Annotated in this window: 12 protein-coding genes; 11 read left to right on the top strand and 1 reads right to left on the bottom strand. The window is 65.6% G+C overall.

Annotated elements, in window-relative coordinates:
- The first annotated feature begins 218 nt into the window (after nucleotides 1-218).
- Together HA399_RS04375 and HA399_RS04380 are read left to right on the top strand one after the other, a co-directional pair.
- Nucleotides 219-1,463, top strand: coding sequence for a lipoprotein-releasing ABC transporter permease subunit (locus HA399_RS04375; RefSeq protein ID WP_043332064.1), 1,245 nt, complete (start codon nucleotides 219-221; stop codon nucleotides 1,461-1,463).
- A 52-nt stretch (nucleotides 1,464-1,515) separates the two neighbouring features.
- The gene (locus HA399_RS04380; protein ID WP_054555014.1) at nucleotides 1,516-2,238 is read left to right on the top strand and encodes an ABC transporter ATP-binding protein; all 723 of its coding nucleotides are present in this window, start codon (nucleotides 1,516-1,518) and stop codon (nucleotides 2,236-2,238) included.
- A gap of 90 nt (nucleotides 2,239-2,328) precedes the next feature.
- On the opposite strand, the gene HA399_RS04385 is transcribed toward HA399_RS04380, so the two are convergent.
- Complete coding sequence (locus HA399_RS04385; protein WP_404326184.1) at nucleotides 2,329-2,910, bottom strand: DUF2062 domain-containing protein; 582 nt, start codon at nucleotides 2,908-2,910, stop codon at nucleotides 2,329-2,331.
- A 201-nt stretch (nucleotides 2,911-3,111) separates the two neighbouring features.
- Between HA399_RS04385 and HA399_RS04390 the strand changes: the two genes are divergently transcribed.
- From HA399_RS04390 to murB, 9 genes are all read left to right on the top strand, one after another.
- A complete protein-coding gene (locus HA399_RS04390; protein ID WP_404326185.1) occupies nucleotides 3,112-6,036 on the top strand; it encodes a ComEC/Rec2 family competence protein in 2,925 nt (974 codons plus the stop codon).
- Nucleotides 6,037-6,143: 107 nt separating this feature from the next.
- Complete coding sequence (locus tag HA399_RS04395; RefSeq protein WP_082388116.1) at nucleotides 6,144-6,923, top strand: MotA/TolQ/ExbB proton channel family protein; 780 nt, start codon at nucleotides 6,144-6,146, stop codon at nucleotides 6,921-6,923.
- On the top strand, nucleotides 6,920-7,345 hold the full coding sequence (locus HA399_RS04400; RefSeq protein ID WP_153635253.1) for a biopolymer transporter ExbD: 426 nt from the start codon (nucleotides 6,920-6,922) through the stop codon (nucleotides 7,343-7,345). Before HA399_RS04395 ends, HA399_RS04400 begins: the two co-directional genes overlap by 4 nt.
- 28 nt (nucleotides 7,346-7,373) lie before the next feature.
- On the top strand, nucleotides 7,374-9,122 hold the full coding sequence (gene msbA, locus HA399_RS04405) for a lipid A export permease/ATP-binding protein MsbA (RefSeq protein ID WP_225347686.1): 1,749 nt from the start codon (nucleotides 7,374-7,376) through the stop codon (nucleotides 9,120-9,122).
- Nucleotides 9,119-10,108: a tetraacyldisaccharide 4'-kinase gene (gene lpxK / locus HA399_RS04410; protein ID WP_054555010.1), complete on the top strand. Its 990-nt coding sequence runs from the start codon at nucleotides 9,119-9,121 to the stop codon at nucleotides 10,106-10,108. Before msbA ends, lpxK begins: the two co-directional genes overlap by 4 nt.
- A 54-nt stretch (nucleotides 10,109-10,162) precedes the next feature.
- Nucleotides 10,163-10,357 carry a Trm112 family protein gene (locus tag HA399_RS04415; protein ID WP_043331901.1) on the top strand — a complete coding sequence of 65 codons (195 nt, stop codon included), beginning with the start codon at nucleotides 10,163-10,165 and terminating at the stop codon, nucleotides 10,355-10,357.
- Nucleotides 10,357-11,196, top strand: a complete 840-nt coding sequence (gene kdsB, locus HA399_RS04420; RefSeq protein WP_216059770.1) for a 3-deoxy-manno-octulosonate cytidylyltransferase — start codon at nucleotides 10,357-10,359, stop codon at nucleotides 11,194-11,196. Before HA399_RS04415 ends, kdsB begins: the two co-directional genes overlap by 1 nt.
- Nucleotides 11,196-11,753, top strand: coding sequence for a low molecular weight protein-tyrosine-phosphatase (locus HA399_RS04425; RefSeq protein ID WP_404326187.1), 558 nt, complete (start codon nucleotides 11,196-11,198; stop codon nucleotides 11,751-11,753). Before kdsB ends, HA399_RS04425 begins: the two co-directional genes overlap by 1 nt.
- Nucleotides 11,750-12,829, top strand: a complete 1,080-nt coding sequence (gene murB / locus HA399_RS04430; protein ID WP_404326188.1) for a UDP-N-acetylmuramate dehydrogenase — start codon at nucleotides 11,750-11,752, stop codon at nucleotides 12,827-12,829. Before HA399_RS04425 ends, murB begins: the two co-directional genes overlap by 4 nt.
- Nucleotides 12,830-15,307 lie beyond the last annotated feature (2,478 nt).

Consider the following 15,307-nt stretch of genomic DNA (forward strand, 5'->3'; position numbering starts at 1 on the left):
GCAAGCCGCAATGCCGCGGACTCGGCGCGCGATGATAGCAGAGCCATGCGCCGACGCTAGCCCTGTGGTGTCTGACGTGCACATGTCTTGCCATGCTGGCGGTTCATGTTGGCCACAGACGAAGGCTGGCAAACTGCGTTCGAATATGGCTCCATGCGCCGAGCCTGCGGAATGCGTATCATGGCCCGCGACCCTGACCCAAGGAATCGACTTCGATGCTGCTGGATCGCCTACCCTTTCTGATCGGCCTGCGCTATACCCGCGCCAAGCGCCGTAACCATTTCATTTCCTTCATTTCCTTGACCTCGATGCTGGGGCTGTCGCTGGGCGTCGCCGTGCTGATTCTGGTGCTGTCGGTGATGAACGGCTTCGACCACGAGCTGCGCACCCGCGTGCTGGGCATGGTGCCGCATGTGCGCGTCGAGGCGCGTGACAGCGTCACCGACTGGGAGACGCTGGCCGGCAAGCTGCGCGAGAAGCCGCATGTCGTCGGTGCGGCGCCCTATATCGAGCAGCAGGGCATGTTCACCACCAACGGCCGCAACAAGGGCGCGTTGGTCACCGGCATCGATCCGTCCGCGGAGGACCAGGTCTCGATCATCAGCGAGCACATGGTGCAGGGCAGCCTGGCGGATCTCACGCCCGGCAGCTGGGGCATCGTGATGGGCGAGCTGCTGGCGCGCAACCTGGGCGTCGGCGTGGGGGATCGCGTCACGCTATTGGTGCCCGAGGCCTCCATCACGCCCGGGGGCATCTTCCCGCGTCTCAAGCGCTTCACGGTGACCGGTATCTTCAAGGTCGGCGCGGACGTCGATGCCAGCCTTGCCTACACCGATATCTCGGACATGGCCAAGCTGGCACGCTTCAAGGAAGGCGACGTCCAGGGGGTGCGCCTGAAGCTCGATGACCTGTTCAGCGCCGATCAGGTCACCCGTGACATCGTCAGCCAGCTGGGGCCGCAGTATCGCGGCATGGACTGGAAGCGCACCCACGGCAACCTGTTCGCCGCCATCCAGATGGAGAAGAACATGATCGGCCTGCTGCTGATGGTGATCGTCGCCGTCGCGGCCTTCAACATCGTCTCGACGCTGGTGATGATGGTGACGGACAAGCACGCCGACATCGCCATCCTGCGCACCCTCGGGGCCAGGCCCGGTTCCATCATGGGCATCTTCATCGTGCAGGGGCTGACCATCGGCGTGATGGGCATCATCATCGGCGCCATCGCCGGTGTGGCGCTGGCGTTGAGCGTCTCCGACATCATCGCCTGGGTGCAGTCGACCTTCGGTATCCAGTTCCTGGACCCCAACGTCTACTTCATCAGCTATCTGCCGTCGCGCCTCGAGATGAGCGACATGGGCATCATCATCGGCTCCGCGCTGGTGCTGAGCTTCCTGTCGACGCTGTATCCGGCCTGGCGCGCCTCGCGCATCCAGCCGGCGGAGGTACTGCGCTATGAGTAATCCGTCGACACCGTCTGATGCATCCATCCGTTCTGCTGCTGGAGACACCGCCATGCCGACGCCGGCTTCTGACACTCACGCGCCGGGTCAGGCCCACGGCAAGCCGATGCTGATCTGTGAGCGCCTGAGTCGCAGTTACGATGAGGGCCCGCAAGAGGTGCAGGTGCTCGACGAGCTGGAGCTGCGCGTGCATGCCGGTGAGCGAGTCGCCGTCGTCGGCAGCTCCGGCTCCGGCAAGACCACGCTGCTCAACCTGCTCGGCGGGCTGGACCATCCCAGTCAGGGCATCGTGAAAGTGGCCGGCCAGCGCCTGTCCGAACTCAGCGAGTCGGCGCTGGGCAGCTTCCGCAATCAGCACATCGGCTTCGTGTATCAGTTCCACCATCTGCTGGCGGAATTCAGTGCCGAAGAGAACGTGGCGATGCCGTTGATCATCCGTGGCCACAAGCGCGCCGAGGCTGCCGTCAAGGCGCGCAAGCTGCTGGAGCGGGTCGGCATGGCGCCGCGTGCCGACCACAAGCCGGGCGAGCTGTCCGGGGGCGAGCGTCAGCGCGTCGCCATCGCGCGTGCGCTGGTGACGGACCCGAGCCTGGTGCTGATGGATGAGCCGACCGGCAACCTGGATCAGACCACGGCAGCACGCATTCTCGAGCTGATGGATGACATCGCGCGTGAAGCGCAGGCAGCCTTCATCATCGTGACCCACGACAACGGTCTGGCCGCGCACCAGCACCGTGTGCTGCGTCTGGACGGTGGCAAGCTGCACGAGGATTGAGGCGAGTCGCTGTTACGCCATGCCAGAAAGCCAAACGCCCCGCCATCGAGAGATGGCGGGGCGTTTTTCATGCGCGTCTGTCGGCAGCGTTCAGAGCTTGTCGGTGTCCTGCTCAGCATTCTGGCGTGACGACTGCTCCTTGCTGCAACGTCTGGCGGCCAGGCGCGCCTTGCGGCGGCTGCGCCAGTTGCGCACCACCTGATAGCGCCACAATAGGCGGACCAGCATGTTGGCCAGCAGTGCGAGGACGACGGCGCTGACCAGCGAACCCAGCGCCAGGGCGGGCAGGATGTCTTCCAGCTGATTGGCGAACCAGGCTGCGGAGACCTGGTCCGGCATCACGCGTGCGGGCGTGTCCAGCATCCAGGCACCCACGCGGTAAGTGGCGTAGTAGACCACCGGCATGGTCAGCGGGTTGGTCACCCACACCAGACCCACCGACAGCGCGAGGTTGCAGCGCAGTGCCCAGGCACCGAAGGCGGCCACCACCATCTGGAAGGGAATCGGCAGCAGCGCACAGAACAGCCCCACCATGCAGGCATTGGCCACAGTGCGTCGCGACAACGCCCACAGTGCGGGATCGACGATCAGGTGATGCATGAAGCGCAGCGACTTCTTGCGCTTGAGTGCATCCGGTTCCGGCATGAGCCGCTTGAGTAGACGACGAGGCATGACTTGGCCATTTGGCATTCAACGCCGGCCATTATCCATACATGGCTGCAGGACTGCCATGCTGACTGCGCAGTTATCCGGTTCGTGATCTGCAACCCGCGTGTCTCGATTCGGCACTGAGTACAGCAAAGCCCGCGCCATGCCTGACGGGCTGCGTCACGGGTGACCTTGCAAGAGGCCAGCAACATGTCAGGCGCCACCGTGAATAAATCGTCCCATCCCGCTCGATTCTGGCTGTCACCGGCCTCGCTGGCCCAGCTGCTGGCGGGGCTGGTGGTGGGCATCTGGCTGTCACGCCAGGGCGAGTGGTGCGCGGATTGGCAGTCACGCTCATCGGCAGGGCTCGGCGCGCAAGAGGGTGGGGCGCATGGCTGGGCCGCCTTCATGACGCTGAGCGACAACCTGATGTTGGCCGCCTTGCTGCTCTGCTGGCTGATGGTGGCGGGGGGCTTGGCCGCCATTCCCGCCCGTGCTTTCGCGCACTCTGCTCCCGACGCTGAGTCACGCCGCTCTCGGCTCGGAGCCTTGAGCCTGCGACTCTCGGCAGCGCTGGGATTCGGGCTGGTGATCGGCCTTCTGCAGCAGCCGCTCGTGATGGCGGAGGCGCTGACGCGCCAGGAGCTGTGGCTGGAAGGCCGAGTCGAGCAGGTCAACCGCGCGCTGCCGACCCCTGATGAATCGGTGCGCCTGGTGCTGCGTGTCTCGCGCTGTGATCTCTTCCAGCCGACGGGGGAGTCCGCCGCTGATGCCGGTCGCCAGGCTGCCTGTCAGCGGCTGCTGGATCAGCGGGTCCAGCTTCGGCGCTACTGGCCACGCAAGCTGACCCGCGATGTTGCGACACGCGAGGCGCTGGCGACTCCCTGGCAGGCCGGTGAGCGCTGGCGCATGGTCGTGCGTCTGGTGCCGCCTTATGGCGCCAGCAACCCGGCCTTCGGGCGCTCAGCGAGCCCAGCGGAGTTTGACCGTGTCGCCTGGCTATGGCGTGAAGGTATCGTCGCCACGGGTTACGTGCGCCAACTGTCCCTTGCGCAGCACTTGGCGCCGCCAGGCGGGCTGGCAGCACTGCGCCTGCATGCCGAGCAGGCTCTGTGGCAGCGCTGTGGCGAAGGCGAGGGCGAGGGCGAGGGCGAGGATAAAGGTGGAGGCGAGGCACTGGTCGACTGGCCGGGGTCGCCCTGTCGCTGGCTGGCAGCATTGACGCTGGGCAAGGTCTCGGCACTGACCCATGACGACTGGGACACGCTGAACGCCACCGGATTGACGCATCTGGCAGTGGTGTCGGGGCTGCATGTCGGCCTGATGGCAAGCCTGGTGCTGGGGCTGAGTTTCGGTGTGCTGCGTCTCTGGCGTCCGGGCGGGTGGCGATTCAGCGTCGCGCCCTGGTGGCTTGCCTGTCTGGCGGCCTGGAGTTTCGCCTTGCTGGCAGGCCTGGCGCCGCCGGCCCTGCGCGCCGCCTTGATGGTGACGGTCGGGCTTTGGATGGCGAGTGGCCGCAGCGGCCTGGGTGTCTGGCAGGTCTGGATGCTGGCGCTGATTCTGGTGCTGGGGCTGGACCCGCTGGCGCTGTGGCGCCCGGGCACCTGGTTGTCATTCATCGCCGTGGCGGTGTTGCTGTTGGCCTGGCAGGGCCGCTCGCGACCGCGGGGGATGCGCGGCTGGTGTCTGGCCACGTTGCGCAGCCAGTGGTTGCTGACGCTGGTCATGGGTGCGGCCCTGCTGCTTTCGCGCGGCCAGCTGTCCTGGTTGTCGCTGCCGATGAATCTGCTGATGGCGCCCTTGGTGACGCTATTGATCGTGCCGCTTGGCATGCTGGGCTGGGGGCTTGCGGGGCTCGAGCAGCTGTTGCTGTTCACGGGACTCGTCCCGTCACGGACCGCGGCGATGCTCGCTGACGGTGTGTTCAGCGGCGGTCTATGGCAGCTGCTGGCACAGGGCATGGCGCAGACGATGGATGCCTTGTCTTCGCTTGCGTCGACGCAGGGGCGCTGGCCGCAGACGCCAATGGCGGCGGGGCTGTCGGACGCCACTCCCTCGGCCTTGATCCTGACGCTCGCGGTCATGGCCCTGCTGGGTGCCTGGCTGGCGGAGGGGGTGCCGGGCCTCGATGGCCGTCTGAAGCGCCTGTGTGGCAGCGTGGCACTCTGCTGGGGGCTGTCGCTGGCGGTGCTGGCCTTGCCGTGGTCACCGGCGGCGCTGGCCACCGTCGGGCGGGACGCCGGCACGCGCGTGACAGCCGCCGCCTCGTTCTCGCCCCGGGCGCCCGCGCTCAGTCTGACGGTGCACGATGTCGGGCAGGGGCTGGCGCTGTCGCTGCACAGTCATCTGGCGCCGAGCGCGAGTGACTCGACTGACGCGTCACGGCAGGTGCCGAGGTACTGGCGTTACGACCTGGGGGCGGCGTCACGCAATGCCAGCGCCCGCTTGCCGGGGGCGCCATCCGTTGCGGGAGAGCCTATCGGCGTGATCATGAGTCACGGGGATGGCGATCACGCCGGCGGTCTGCAGGCCCTGTCTGCCGAGGAGATCGCCGCCTTGTGGGTGCCGGCCGGGCAGCGGGCGCGACTGGAGCGTCAGGTAAGCTGGCTCGATGAGGTGGCAATGCGGGAGTGTGTCGCCGGGCGCAGCATCACCCTCGGTCAGCTGCAGGGCCACCCCGTGCGCCTTGAGATGCTGTGGCCGCCAGCAGGGTTGAAGGCCCGACGTGACAACGCGCACTCCTGTGTGGTCTTGATAGCACATGGCGCGCGCCCGCTGGCGTTGCTGACCGGCGATATCGGCCAGCAGCAGGAGCGCGAGTTGCAGGCGACGCTGCGCCAGCGCCTGGCCGGGCGCGGCTTGCCGTTGCTGGTGGTCGCCCATCACGGCAGCCGCTCCAGCAGTGGTGATGCCTGGCTTGAGAGCCTGGCGGCGCGTCACGCGATTGTCAGCGCCGGTCGCTACAATCCGCATGGTCATCCGCATCCGGACGTGGTGGAGCGTCTGGCGCGTCATGTCGAGTGTCTCTGGCATGTCGGGCTGGATGGTGCCTTGCACTGGGAGTGGTCGCCGCAGGGGGAGCGGCTGCAACCAGCGCGCAGGGCTGGCGGTATCGGAGTGAGGTGCCTTGGGGTAAAATCCGCTGAATGATCAGATGCATGGCGGATTCATACGGCCTGCGCGACAGGGATGGCGCGTGACATCTGACACGACAACAATGGTGCCCGCACAGGCATCGAGACCAAGGGAGAGGTCACATGCTGGAAGCCTTGTACGCAGGGGGAGTCTTGATGCTCCCCATCCTCGGATGTTCCGTCGTGGCACTGGCCATCATCCTCGAGCGCCTGTGGACGCTGCGTCGTCGACGCATCGCGCCGAAGGGCCTGGGACAGCAGGTGTGTGAACTGATCAGCCAGGGACAGGTCAATGTCTACTGGCTGGAGAGTCATTCGCCGCTGGGCAACGTGCTGGCGGCGGGGCTGCGCAATGCGCGCCTGGGCAATGAGCAGGTACGCGCGCGCATGCAGGAATCGGCCGTGGCCGTCATCCATGACATGGAACGCTTCCTGAGTCCGCTGGGCACCATCGCCGCCATCACGCCGCTTTTGGGGCTGCTGGGCACGGTGGTCGGCATGATCGACGTCTTCGCCGTGATCGTCGATGCGGGCAGCGCTGAGCGCGCCCAGGAGCTGGCCGGCGGGATTTCCCAGGCGCTGGTGACGACGGCGTCCGGTTTGACGGTGGCGATTCCGGCACTGATGTTCCATCGCTATTTCCAGCGCTGTGTCGAGGACATCACCGTCAACATGGAGGAGCAGGCAGGGCAGGTGGTGGAGTATATCTCGCACCATCAGGGCGAGCTCGGGCTGGCCGAAAGTCATGACGGCATCGACCGTCGCCCGGGCCAGCGCCCCGGCCAGGTGCCGGAGCCCCATGAGCGCCTGCCGGAAGACCTGCCGGCCTACATGCGTCGTGACGCCGATGACCCCTATGGTGGCGATGATGGCAAGGGGGCAGGTGCCGGGAGGCCGTCATGAGGTTTCCGCGTCGCCAGCGTGAGTCGGTGGAGGTCAATCTCACCCCGCTGATCGACGTGGTGTTTCTGCTGCTGATCTTCTTCATGGTCTCGACGACCTTCGATAGCCGTCGAGCGCTGGACCTCATCCTGCCGCAGTCCAGTCAGGCCAGCGCGGTAGAGCAGGCGCCCTTGATCCTGAGCATCGGGGCGGCAGGTGATTTTACGCTCGGCGAGGCAAGCCTCGGCGAGGATGAACTGGGAGCGCAACTTGCGCAGTACAAGGACCAGGCAGATCGCTTCGGGTTGATCCTCGAAGCCGATGGCCGCACGCCCCACGCCAAGGTGGTCACGGCGCTGGACGCCGCCGCTGAAGTGGGTATCACCCGTGTGCGCATCAGTACGCGTATCGGGACGGAATCATCATCACCGGATGCCCCATGAGGGCGCCGCCCAAGTCTATGGAGACCCCGTGAGTCGCGACTCCACCTGGATTCATTACCGCCGCTTGCTCGGCTATGTTCGCCCGTACTGGAAGATGTTTCTGGCCGCCGTCGTCGGCTACATCATCTACGGTGCCTCGAGTACGGCGCTGGCCGAGATGATGAAGCGCCTGATCGACGGCATTCAGAATCCTGACGCCCAGTTCAGACTGTTCCTGCCGCTGTTCGTGATCGGCATGTTCGCCGTGCGCGGCGTCGGCACCTTCCTGGGCACCTACTGCATGAGCGATGTGGCGCGCAACGTGGTGCACACCCTGCGCACTACGGTGTTCAACCACATGCTGCACTTGCCGGGGCGCTATTTCGACGAGAACTCCACCGGCCATCTCATCACGCGCGTCACCTACCATGTCGAGCAGATCACCGGCGCGGCTACCAAGGCGCTGACCATCATCCTGCGCGAAGGCTTCTTCGTGCTCGGCCTGCTGGGCTATCTGTTCTGGACCAACTGGAAGCTGACGCTGGTGTTCATCGCGGTCACGCCGCTGATCGGCTGGGTGGTCAGCTATGCCAGCAAGCGCTTCCGCAAGCTCTCCAAGCGTATCCAGGGCTCGATGGGCGAGGTGACCCACGTCGCCTCCGAGGCGCTGTCCGGCCATCGTGTCGTGCGTACCCACGGTGCCGAGGATTACGAGAAGGCACGCTTCGCGGCGGTCAGTGAGTACAACCGCGAGCAGAAGATGAAGGAAGCGCTGACCAAGGCCACCGCCACGCCGGTCATCCAGCTGTTGATCGCCGTGGCGCTGGCCACGCTGGTGTGGCTGGCGATGGCGCCGGAACTGATGGCCGGCATGAGCGCCGGCGAGTTCGTCGGCTTCATCACCGCCGCTTCGATGATGGCCAAGCCGGTGCGCCAGTTGACCGAAGTCAACGGCGAGATCCAGAAGGGCATGGCGGCCTCGGAAGAACTGTTCGGTCTGCTGGATACGCCGGCAGAGCCGGACAACGGCACCCTGGTGCCCGAGGGTCGCCTCGAGGGCCGTGTACGCTTCGACAATGTCCACTTCCGCTATGCAGACCATCAGCCGGAGGTGCTCAAGGGCATCGATCTGGAGGTGAAGCCGGGGCAGATGGTCGCCATCGTCGGGCGTTCGGGGTCGGGCAAGTCGACATTGATGAGCCTGTTGCCGCGCTTCTATGCACCGACCACCGGCCGCATCCTGATCGATGATGTCGCCATCGAGGACTACAAGCTGCGTCCGATGCGTCAGCAGATCGCGCTGGTCTCGCAGAATGTCACCCTGTTCAATGCCGACCTGACCGCCAACATCGCCTACGGCACCGGTGAGGTCGACAAGGCGCGGGTGGAAGAGGCGGCGCGTGCGGCCTATGCCCACGAATTCATCGAACGCATGAGCGAAGGCTACGACACCATCGTCGGCGACAATGGCGTGATGCTCTCCGGTGGTCAGCGTCAGCGTATCGCCATCGCACGTGCCATCTACAAGGACTCGCCGATTCTGGTGCTGGACGAGGCCACCTCGGCGCTGGATACCGAATCCGAACGTTATATCCAGCGCGCGCTGGAGGAAGTGTGTCAGGGCCGGACGACCTTCGTGATCGCCCACCGTCTGTCCACCATCGAGAAGGCGGACCGCATCCTGGTGATGGATGATGGCGAGATCATCGAAGACGGCACCCACGAATCATTGATTGCTCAGGAAGGTGCTTATGCCGCGCTGCATCGCATCCAGTTCCGGGAGACGGCGGACGCATGAGTGAACGACTGGTAGACGCCTGGTATCGCGGCGCCGGCTGGCTGCACCTGCTGCGCCCGCTGGAACATGTCTACAAGAATGTGGTGGCGCGCAAGCGCAATGCCTATCTCACCGGCAAGCGTGAGGTCTGGAAGGCGCCGGTGCCGGTAATCGTGATCGGCAACATCACCGTCGGCGGAACCGGCAAGTCGCCGCTGGTCGCCTGGCTGGGACGCTGGTTGAGCGAGCAGGGCTGGCGCCCGGGCATCATCTCGCGCGGCTACGGTGGGCATTCACCGCGCTATCCCCTCTACGTGCAGGCCGATACCGATCCTCAGCATGCCGGCGATGAGCCGGTGATGCTGGCCCAGCAGACCGGTCTGCCGGTGGCGGTCGACCCGGATCGCCCGAGCGCGGCGCGGCGCCTGATTGCCGCCGGCTGCGACATTCTGCTCTCCGATGATGGTCTGCAGCATCATGCGCTGGGGCGCGATATCGAGCTGGTGGTCGTGGACGGTGAGCGTGCCTTCGGCAATCAGCGTTGCCTGCCCGCCGGGCCGCTGCGCGAGCCGTTGTCGCGCCTCGCCAGTGTCGATGCGGTGATCTCCAACGGTGTCATCGACTGCTCGCGCCTGCCGGTGGAATCGCATTGCATGAAGCTGACGCCGGTCCACTGGCGCCACCTTATCGACGACGTGCGCTATCCTGCCCACCAGCTGCCGTTCAGCGGTCAGGTGCATGCGTTGGCCGGTATCGGCAATCCGCAGCGCTTCTTCCGCACCCTGACCAACCTCGGGGTCGAGCATCTGCCGCGTCCGCTGGCGGACCACCATCGTTTCACGCCGACGGATCTGCGCTTTTCCGACAATCTGCCCGTGGTGATGACCGCCAAGGACGCCGTCAAGTGTCGCAGCTTCGCCAATGAGCGCTGCTGGGCGCTGGATGTCGAGGCGCGTCCGGACCAGGCGCTGGTGGACTGGCTCGCCAAACGCCTTGAGGCGCTCTGAGTGCTTGATCGCTGAATTTTCTTTCTTTTCTGCTGTTATTCCGGAGATGTCTCGATGGACAAGGAACTGCTCGCGCTACTGGTTTGCCCGCTGTGTCAGGCCAAGCTGACCTATGATGCGGCGAACGCCGAGCTCAAGTGCTTCTACGATGGCCTCGCCTATCCGGTACGCGACGGCATTCCCGTCATGCTGGAAGAAGAAGCGCGCCAGATGGATGCCGACGAGAAGCTCAAGGGGAGCCGCGGCTGATGAGTGACCTTCTGCAGCAGGGGCAGGCAGACGACAGCCGTTCAGAGGGGGAGTCCGGCTTCGTGGTCGTGATTCCGGCGCGCTTCAACTCCTCACGCCTGCCGGGCAAGCCCCTGGCGGACATTCATGGCCAGCCGATGATCGAGCACGTCTGGCGCAATGCCTGCGCCAGTCAGGCCAGTCGGGTCGTGATCGCCACCGATGACGAGCGCATCCGTGAGGCCTGTGAAGGCTTCGGGGCCGAGGTCGTGATGACGCGTGCCGATCATCCCAGCGGGACGGACCGCCTTGCCGAGGTGGTCACGCTGTTGGCGCTGGCCCCCGAGACCCTGGTGGTCAACGTCCAGGGCGACGAGCCGCTGCTGCCGGCGGCGCTGATCGATCAGGTGGCGGTGCGTCTCGAGGAAGACGCGGGTGCCTCGATCGCCACGCTGGCGGAGTCGATCGCCAGTGTCGACAGCCTGTTCAATCCCAATGTGGTCAAGGTGGTGCGAGACCTGCGTGGGCGTGCCCTGTACTTCTCGCGCGCGCCTATCCCGTGGGACCGCGAGCACTTCACCACGCCACCGGACATGCTGGCCACCGATTCCTGGCTTCGCCATATCGGCCTCTACGCCTATCGTGCCAGCTTCCTGACCGATTACGTCGACTGGCTGCCGGCCCCGCTGGAGCAGCTCGAACAGCTCGAGCAGCTGCGCGCGCTGCATCATGGTCATGCCATCCAGGTGGCCATTGCCTGCACGGCGCATCCGGCCGGTGTCGATACGCCGGAGGATCTCGAGCGCGTGCGCGACTGGCTGGCGCAAGCAGCGGCAGGCAGCGAGAGCGGAGAGGCCTGATGAGCGAGCTTCTTGAGCAACTGGCCCAGCGTCAGGCGCCATTGGAGCGCATCCTGATGGTGTGCCTGGGCAATATCTGCCGCTCGCCGAGTGCCGAAGGCGTGTTGCGTGCGGCGCTGACGCGCCATGGTCTGGAGCAGGTCGTCACGGTGGACAGTTGCGGCACCAGTGACTGGCATGTCGGCGGTCAGCCTGATTCGCGGGCCATCGCGCATGCGGCGAAGCGCGGGCACGACATCAGCACGCTGCGTGCCCGTCAGTTGTGCGAGCAGGACTTTCACGACTTCGATCTGATTCTGGTGATGGACGACGCCAATCTTGCCGATACCCGTGCCGTGGCTGCACGCAGCAACAGTGGTGATCAGGCGCTGATCGGTCGCCTGCTGGACCTGCTGCCGACCCCGCTGCCCGCGCTGGCAGCGGGCAGTCGTGAGGTGCCGGACCCCTACACCGGGGGCCCCGATGCCTTCGAGCGTGTGCTGGATCTGATCGATGTGGCCTGCGAGGCGCTCATTGCGGCACTGCCTGCGGCGACCACGGCGCGGGCGCGCTCATGACACAGGTCTCCAGTGATCAGAACGCTGGCGACACCTCGCAACGTGAGGGGGTGGCGCTGGATGGCTGCAATACGCTGGGCTTCTCGGCGCGTGCCCGCGCCCTGAGTGAGCCACACACCGTCGAGGCGGCCAGGGCGCAGGTGCTGGCCTCCCGGCAGGCTGGAGAGCGTCTGGTGGTGATCGGCGGCGGCAGCAATCTGGTATTGCTGCCGTGGCTGGATGCCCATGTCATGCGCCCAGCCTTTGATGAGTTCACCATCACGCCGGCAGAAGACGGCCTGACAGCCACGGTCTCCGTAGAGGCCGGCAAGCGCTGGCATGCCCTGGTGATGGAGCTGGCCGCCGCCGGCTGGTGGGGCTATGAAAATCTGGCGCTGATTCCCGGGTGCTGCGGTGCGGCGCCTATCCAGAATATCGGCGCCTATGGCGTCGAGCTGGCAGACCATCTGCTGCGCTTGGAAGTCATGTCGCTGGAAGATGGCAGCTGCCGCTGGATGAATCGCGAGGAATGCGGCTTCGGTTATCGCGACAGCATCTTCAAGGGCGCGCTTGAGCATCGCGTGCTGATCACGCGTCTGGAGTTGCAGGTATCGCGCCAGGCGTCGCCCCGGCTCGGTTATGGTGATCTCGCCCAGCGCGTCAGCGCGGCGCTGCCGCAAGGGGAGGAGGTGACGCCGTTGCAGGTCGCCCAGGCGGTGATTGCCACGCGCAGTGAGAAGTTGCCCGACCCCGCGCAACTCGGCAATGCCGGCAGTTTCTTCAAGAATCCACAGCTTCCCCAGGCTGAGGCCCAGGCGCTGCTGACCCGCTTCCCGAGCTTGCCGCATTACCCGCAGGCCGATGGCAGCATCAAGCTGGCAGCAGGCTGGCTGATCGATCAATGTGGTCTCAAGGGCGCGCGCAGAGGCCATGTCGGCGTGCATGCTCAGCAGGCGCTGGTGCTGGTGCACTTCGGCGAGGGTGCCGTCACGGAGCTGCTGGCACTGGCGCAGGAGGTGCGTGAGGCCGTCCACACCCGCTTCGGGGTCTGGCTCGAGCAGGAGCCGCGCGAGCTTGGGATGATGCCTGAAGGGTGAGGCACGAGGGCTGAGGCCCAGAGTCGTGCACATGAGACCTGCGCTGAAGTGAAGGCACGCACACAAGGCGCTGAAAATAGCATGCACTGAAAACAAGAACGCCCCGCAGGCTTGCCTGCGGGGCGTTCTTGTTTTCAGTGCTTGGTTCTGACTTGCTGCTCAACGAGAGCGGCTGGCAGACCCTGGCATAGACCCTGTCTTGCTGCCTTTCTGGCGCCCCCTTCAGCGCTGGTGGCTGAAAGGGGCGGCAGAGCGACGGCAGGGCAGGGCGCCAGCCTCAGGACTCAGTGAGACGTGTTGCTGTCATCCTGAGCGGTCGTGTCCTGAGTCTCTGCGCTGGCCTGTTGTGCAGCAGCACGTTCGGCAGCTTCACGCTCACGACGACGCACTTCGCGCGGATCGTTGTAGGCGCGTTCGCCACGGCGACGGCGGGTCTCGGTGGCTGGCTGCGTGCTGTCCTGCTGCACGCCTTCTGCCGCTGTCGTCTCGCCCTGCTCGCTCGGTGCCTGCTTCTGCTCGCTGTCAGCGACTTCCCCTGTGTGGGAGTCGTCGCTCACGGCTTGCGCCACGGCGACATTGTCGTGACGTTCGGCAGTCGCGAACTCTGCCTCGGCCGGCGCATTCTCGACGCTGGCGCTGACGTTGACGGCGCTTTCGGCACCTTCAGCAGTAGCATCAGAGCCTTCAGCAGAATCAGAGCCTTCAGCTGATTGAGCGCCTTCCGCAGCTTCAGCGACAGTATCTGCGGTGCGCTCAGTGCTGACAGCAGGCTCAATCTCAGTGCTGGCCACGTCAGCGCTTTGCGTCACCTTCACCTCGCTGGTCTCAGTCTGCTGAGGAGCCTCTTCGTGCGCGATCTGCTGTAAAGGCTGTTCAGCGGCAGCGTCTTCCACGGCAGGTTCTTCCGCCACAGGCTGCGCAGGCTGGCTGGCAGTGTCGGCTTCAGCGGCGATCGCTTCCTCTTCTTCAGCGACAGGTGCCTTAGCTTCGGTCTGCTCGGTAGCTTGCGCTTCGGCGGCCGGTGCCTGGACGCTTTGCTCGGCGACGGCTGGCGCTTCAGGCGCAGCGGCTTCGCCGGTCACGCTTTCCTTCAGCGACTGCTCATCGGCCGCGGCTTCCGGCGCGACTTCTGCAGCGGTGACGGCCGGCGTGTCGACGGCGTCAGCTGCGCTGGCCTGCGGCTGGTGCACGCTTGGCTGCTGGACGGCGTGCTGCTCAGTGCGCTGGGCGGCGTGTTGCTCAGTCTTCTGCGCCTGGTGAGCGCCAGTGACAGGCGCTTCCGACGCCTTTTCGACAGGTGCTTCGATCGGCGCTTCGACGACCGGCTCGGGCACTTCCGCTGTCGCTGGCTCAGACTCAAACGCTTGCGCGTCGGATGGCGCTGACTCAGGCGCTACCGTCTCTTTCAGCGTCTCGTTGCTCGGCTCGCTGACTTCCGGTGCAACGGCTGCCGCGGGGTCTGCGCTGGCAGACTGCTCGGCGCTGGCCGGCGCGTCCTGTGCAGCGATGCTGTTTTCACCCTGCGGAGCACTGGTTTCAGCCTGCGGGGCGCTTTCCTTGCCTTGCGGGGCATTGGCTGCGCCCTGCGGAGCAGCGGTGGTGGCGCTGACGGCTTCGGCACCTTCCTCAGCAATGGCCGGCACCGCAGCGGCTGCCGAAGTAGCGGCTGCCGAAGCAGCGGCTGCCGAAGTAGCGGCTGCCTGCGGGCCTGCCAGCGTCATGGCCTTGAGCGACTTCTGTTCTTCGACCGCCTGCGGGTTCAGAGCATGCTGACGGCTGCGCACACGCGGATTGTTGCGGGTCTGCTGGTCTTCGTTGCTGACCTGCTGTTCCACCTGCTCGGCCTGTTCGGCTGCCTTGATGGACTCGCGTGCCTGCTTGCTGTCGACCTGCTCGGCCTTGTCAGTCTTGGCCGGCTTTTCACCACGCGCCGGCTTGTCGCTGCGCTTGCCGGAATCGCGCTTGCTGGCGTTGTCGGCCTTGGCGTTCTGGCTGTCGCTGCTCCTGGCTTCGGCTTTCGGGCTGTTGTCAGCCTGCGGCGTCTGCTCCGGTTCGGCCTGCGGCTTGCTGTCGTTGGTGACGATTTCCTGCTGGCTGTCCTGACGCGACTCGTTGGACTTGCGACGGTTGCCACGGTCGTTGCGCTGACGACGCTTGTTGTTGCTGCGGCCATCGTTCTGGCTGTTGCTGTCAGCGTCGCTGCCGCGGGAATCGTTGCCGCTGTTGCGTGACTCGCCGTCGTTGTTGCGTGACGCGTTGTCATTGCGACGACGGGAGTCCTTGCGGTTGTCATCACGCTCGTTGCTACGGCCGTCATTGCTACGATCATTGCTGCGGTCGTTGCTGCGTTCAGCGTTGCGGCCATTGCGGGAGTCGTTGCGAGCCGCTGCCGGAGCGCTGGCTTCACTGACGGTCTCGCGACGCTCGCGGGCCTTTTCCAGTGCCTTGCGGGCTTCGCTGGACTTGGCCGGCACGGCG

It is taken from the genome of Cobetia sp. UIB-001 (genome assembly GCF_044789135.1).
GTDB classification, from domain to species: Bacteria; Pseudomonadota; Gammaproteobacteria; order Pseudomonadales; family Halomonadaceae; genus Cobetia; species Cobetia amphilecti.

Bases quoted from the DNA above. Each gene is read 5' to 3' on its own strand.
- HA399_RS04415 (WP_043331901.1), top strand. From the start codon at position 10,163: ATGGACAAGGAACTGCTCGCGCTACTGGTTTGCCCGCTGTGTCAGGCC.
- HA399_RS04425 (WP_404326187.1), top strand. From the start codon at position 11,196: ATGAGCGAGCTTCTTGAGCAACTGGCCCAGCGTCAGGCGCCATTGGAG.
- murB (WP_404326188.1), top strand. From the start codon at position 11,750: ATGACACAGGTCTCCAGTGATCAGAACGCTGGCGACACCTCGCAACGT.
- lpxK (WP_054555010.1), top strand. From the start codon at position 9,119: ATGAGTGAACGACTGGTAGACGCCTGGTATCGCGGCGCCGGCTGGCTG.
- kdsB (WP_216059770.1), top strand. From the start codon at position 10,357: ATGAGTGACCTTCTGCAGCAGGGGCAGGCAGACGACAGCCGTTCAGAG.
- HA399_RS04385 (WP_404326184.1), bottom strand. From the start codon at position 2,910: ATGCCTCGTCGTCTACTCAAGCGGCTCATGCCGGAACCGGATGCACTC.
- HA399_RS04395 (WP_082388116.1), top strand. From the start codon at position 6,144: ATGCTGGAAGCCTTGTACGCAGGGGGAGTCTTGATGCTCCCCATCCTC.
- HA399_RS04380 (WP_054555014.1), top strand. From the start codon at position 1,516: ATGCCGACGCCGGCTTCTGACACTCACGCGCCGGGTCAGGCCCACGGC.
- HA399_RS04400 (WP_153635253.1), top strand. From the start codon at position 6,920: ATGAGGTTTCCGCGTCGCCAGCGTGAGTCGGTGGAGGTCAATCTCACC.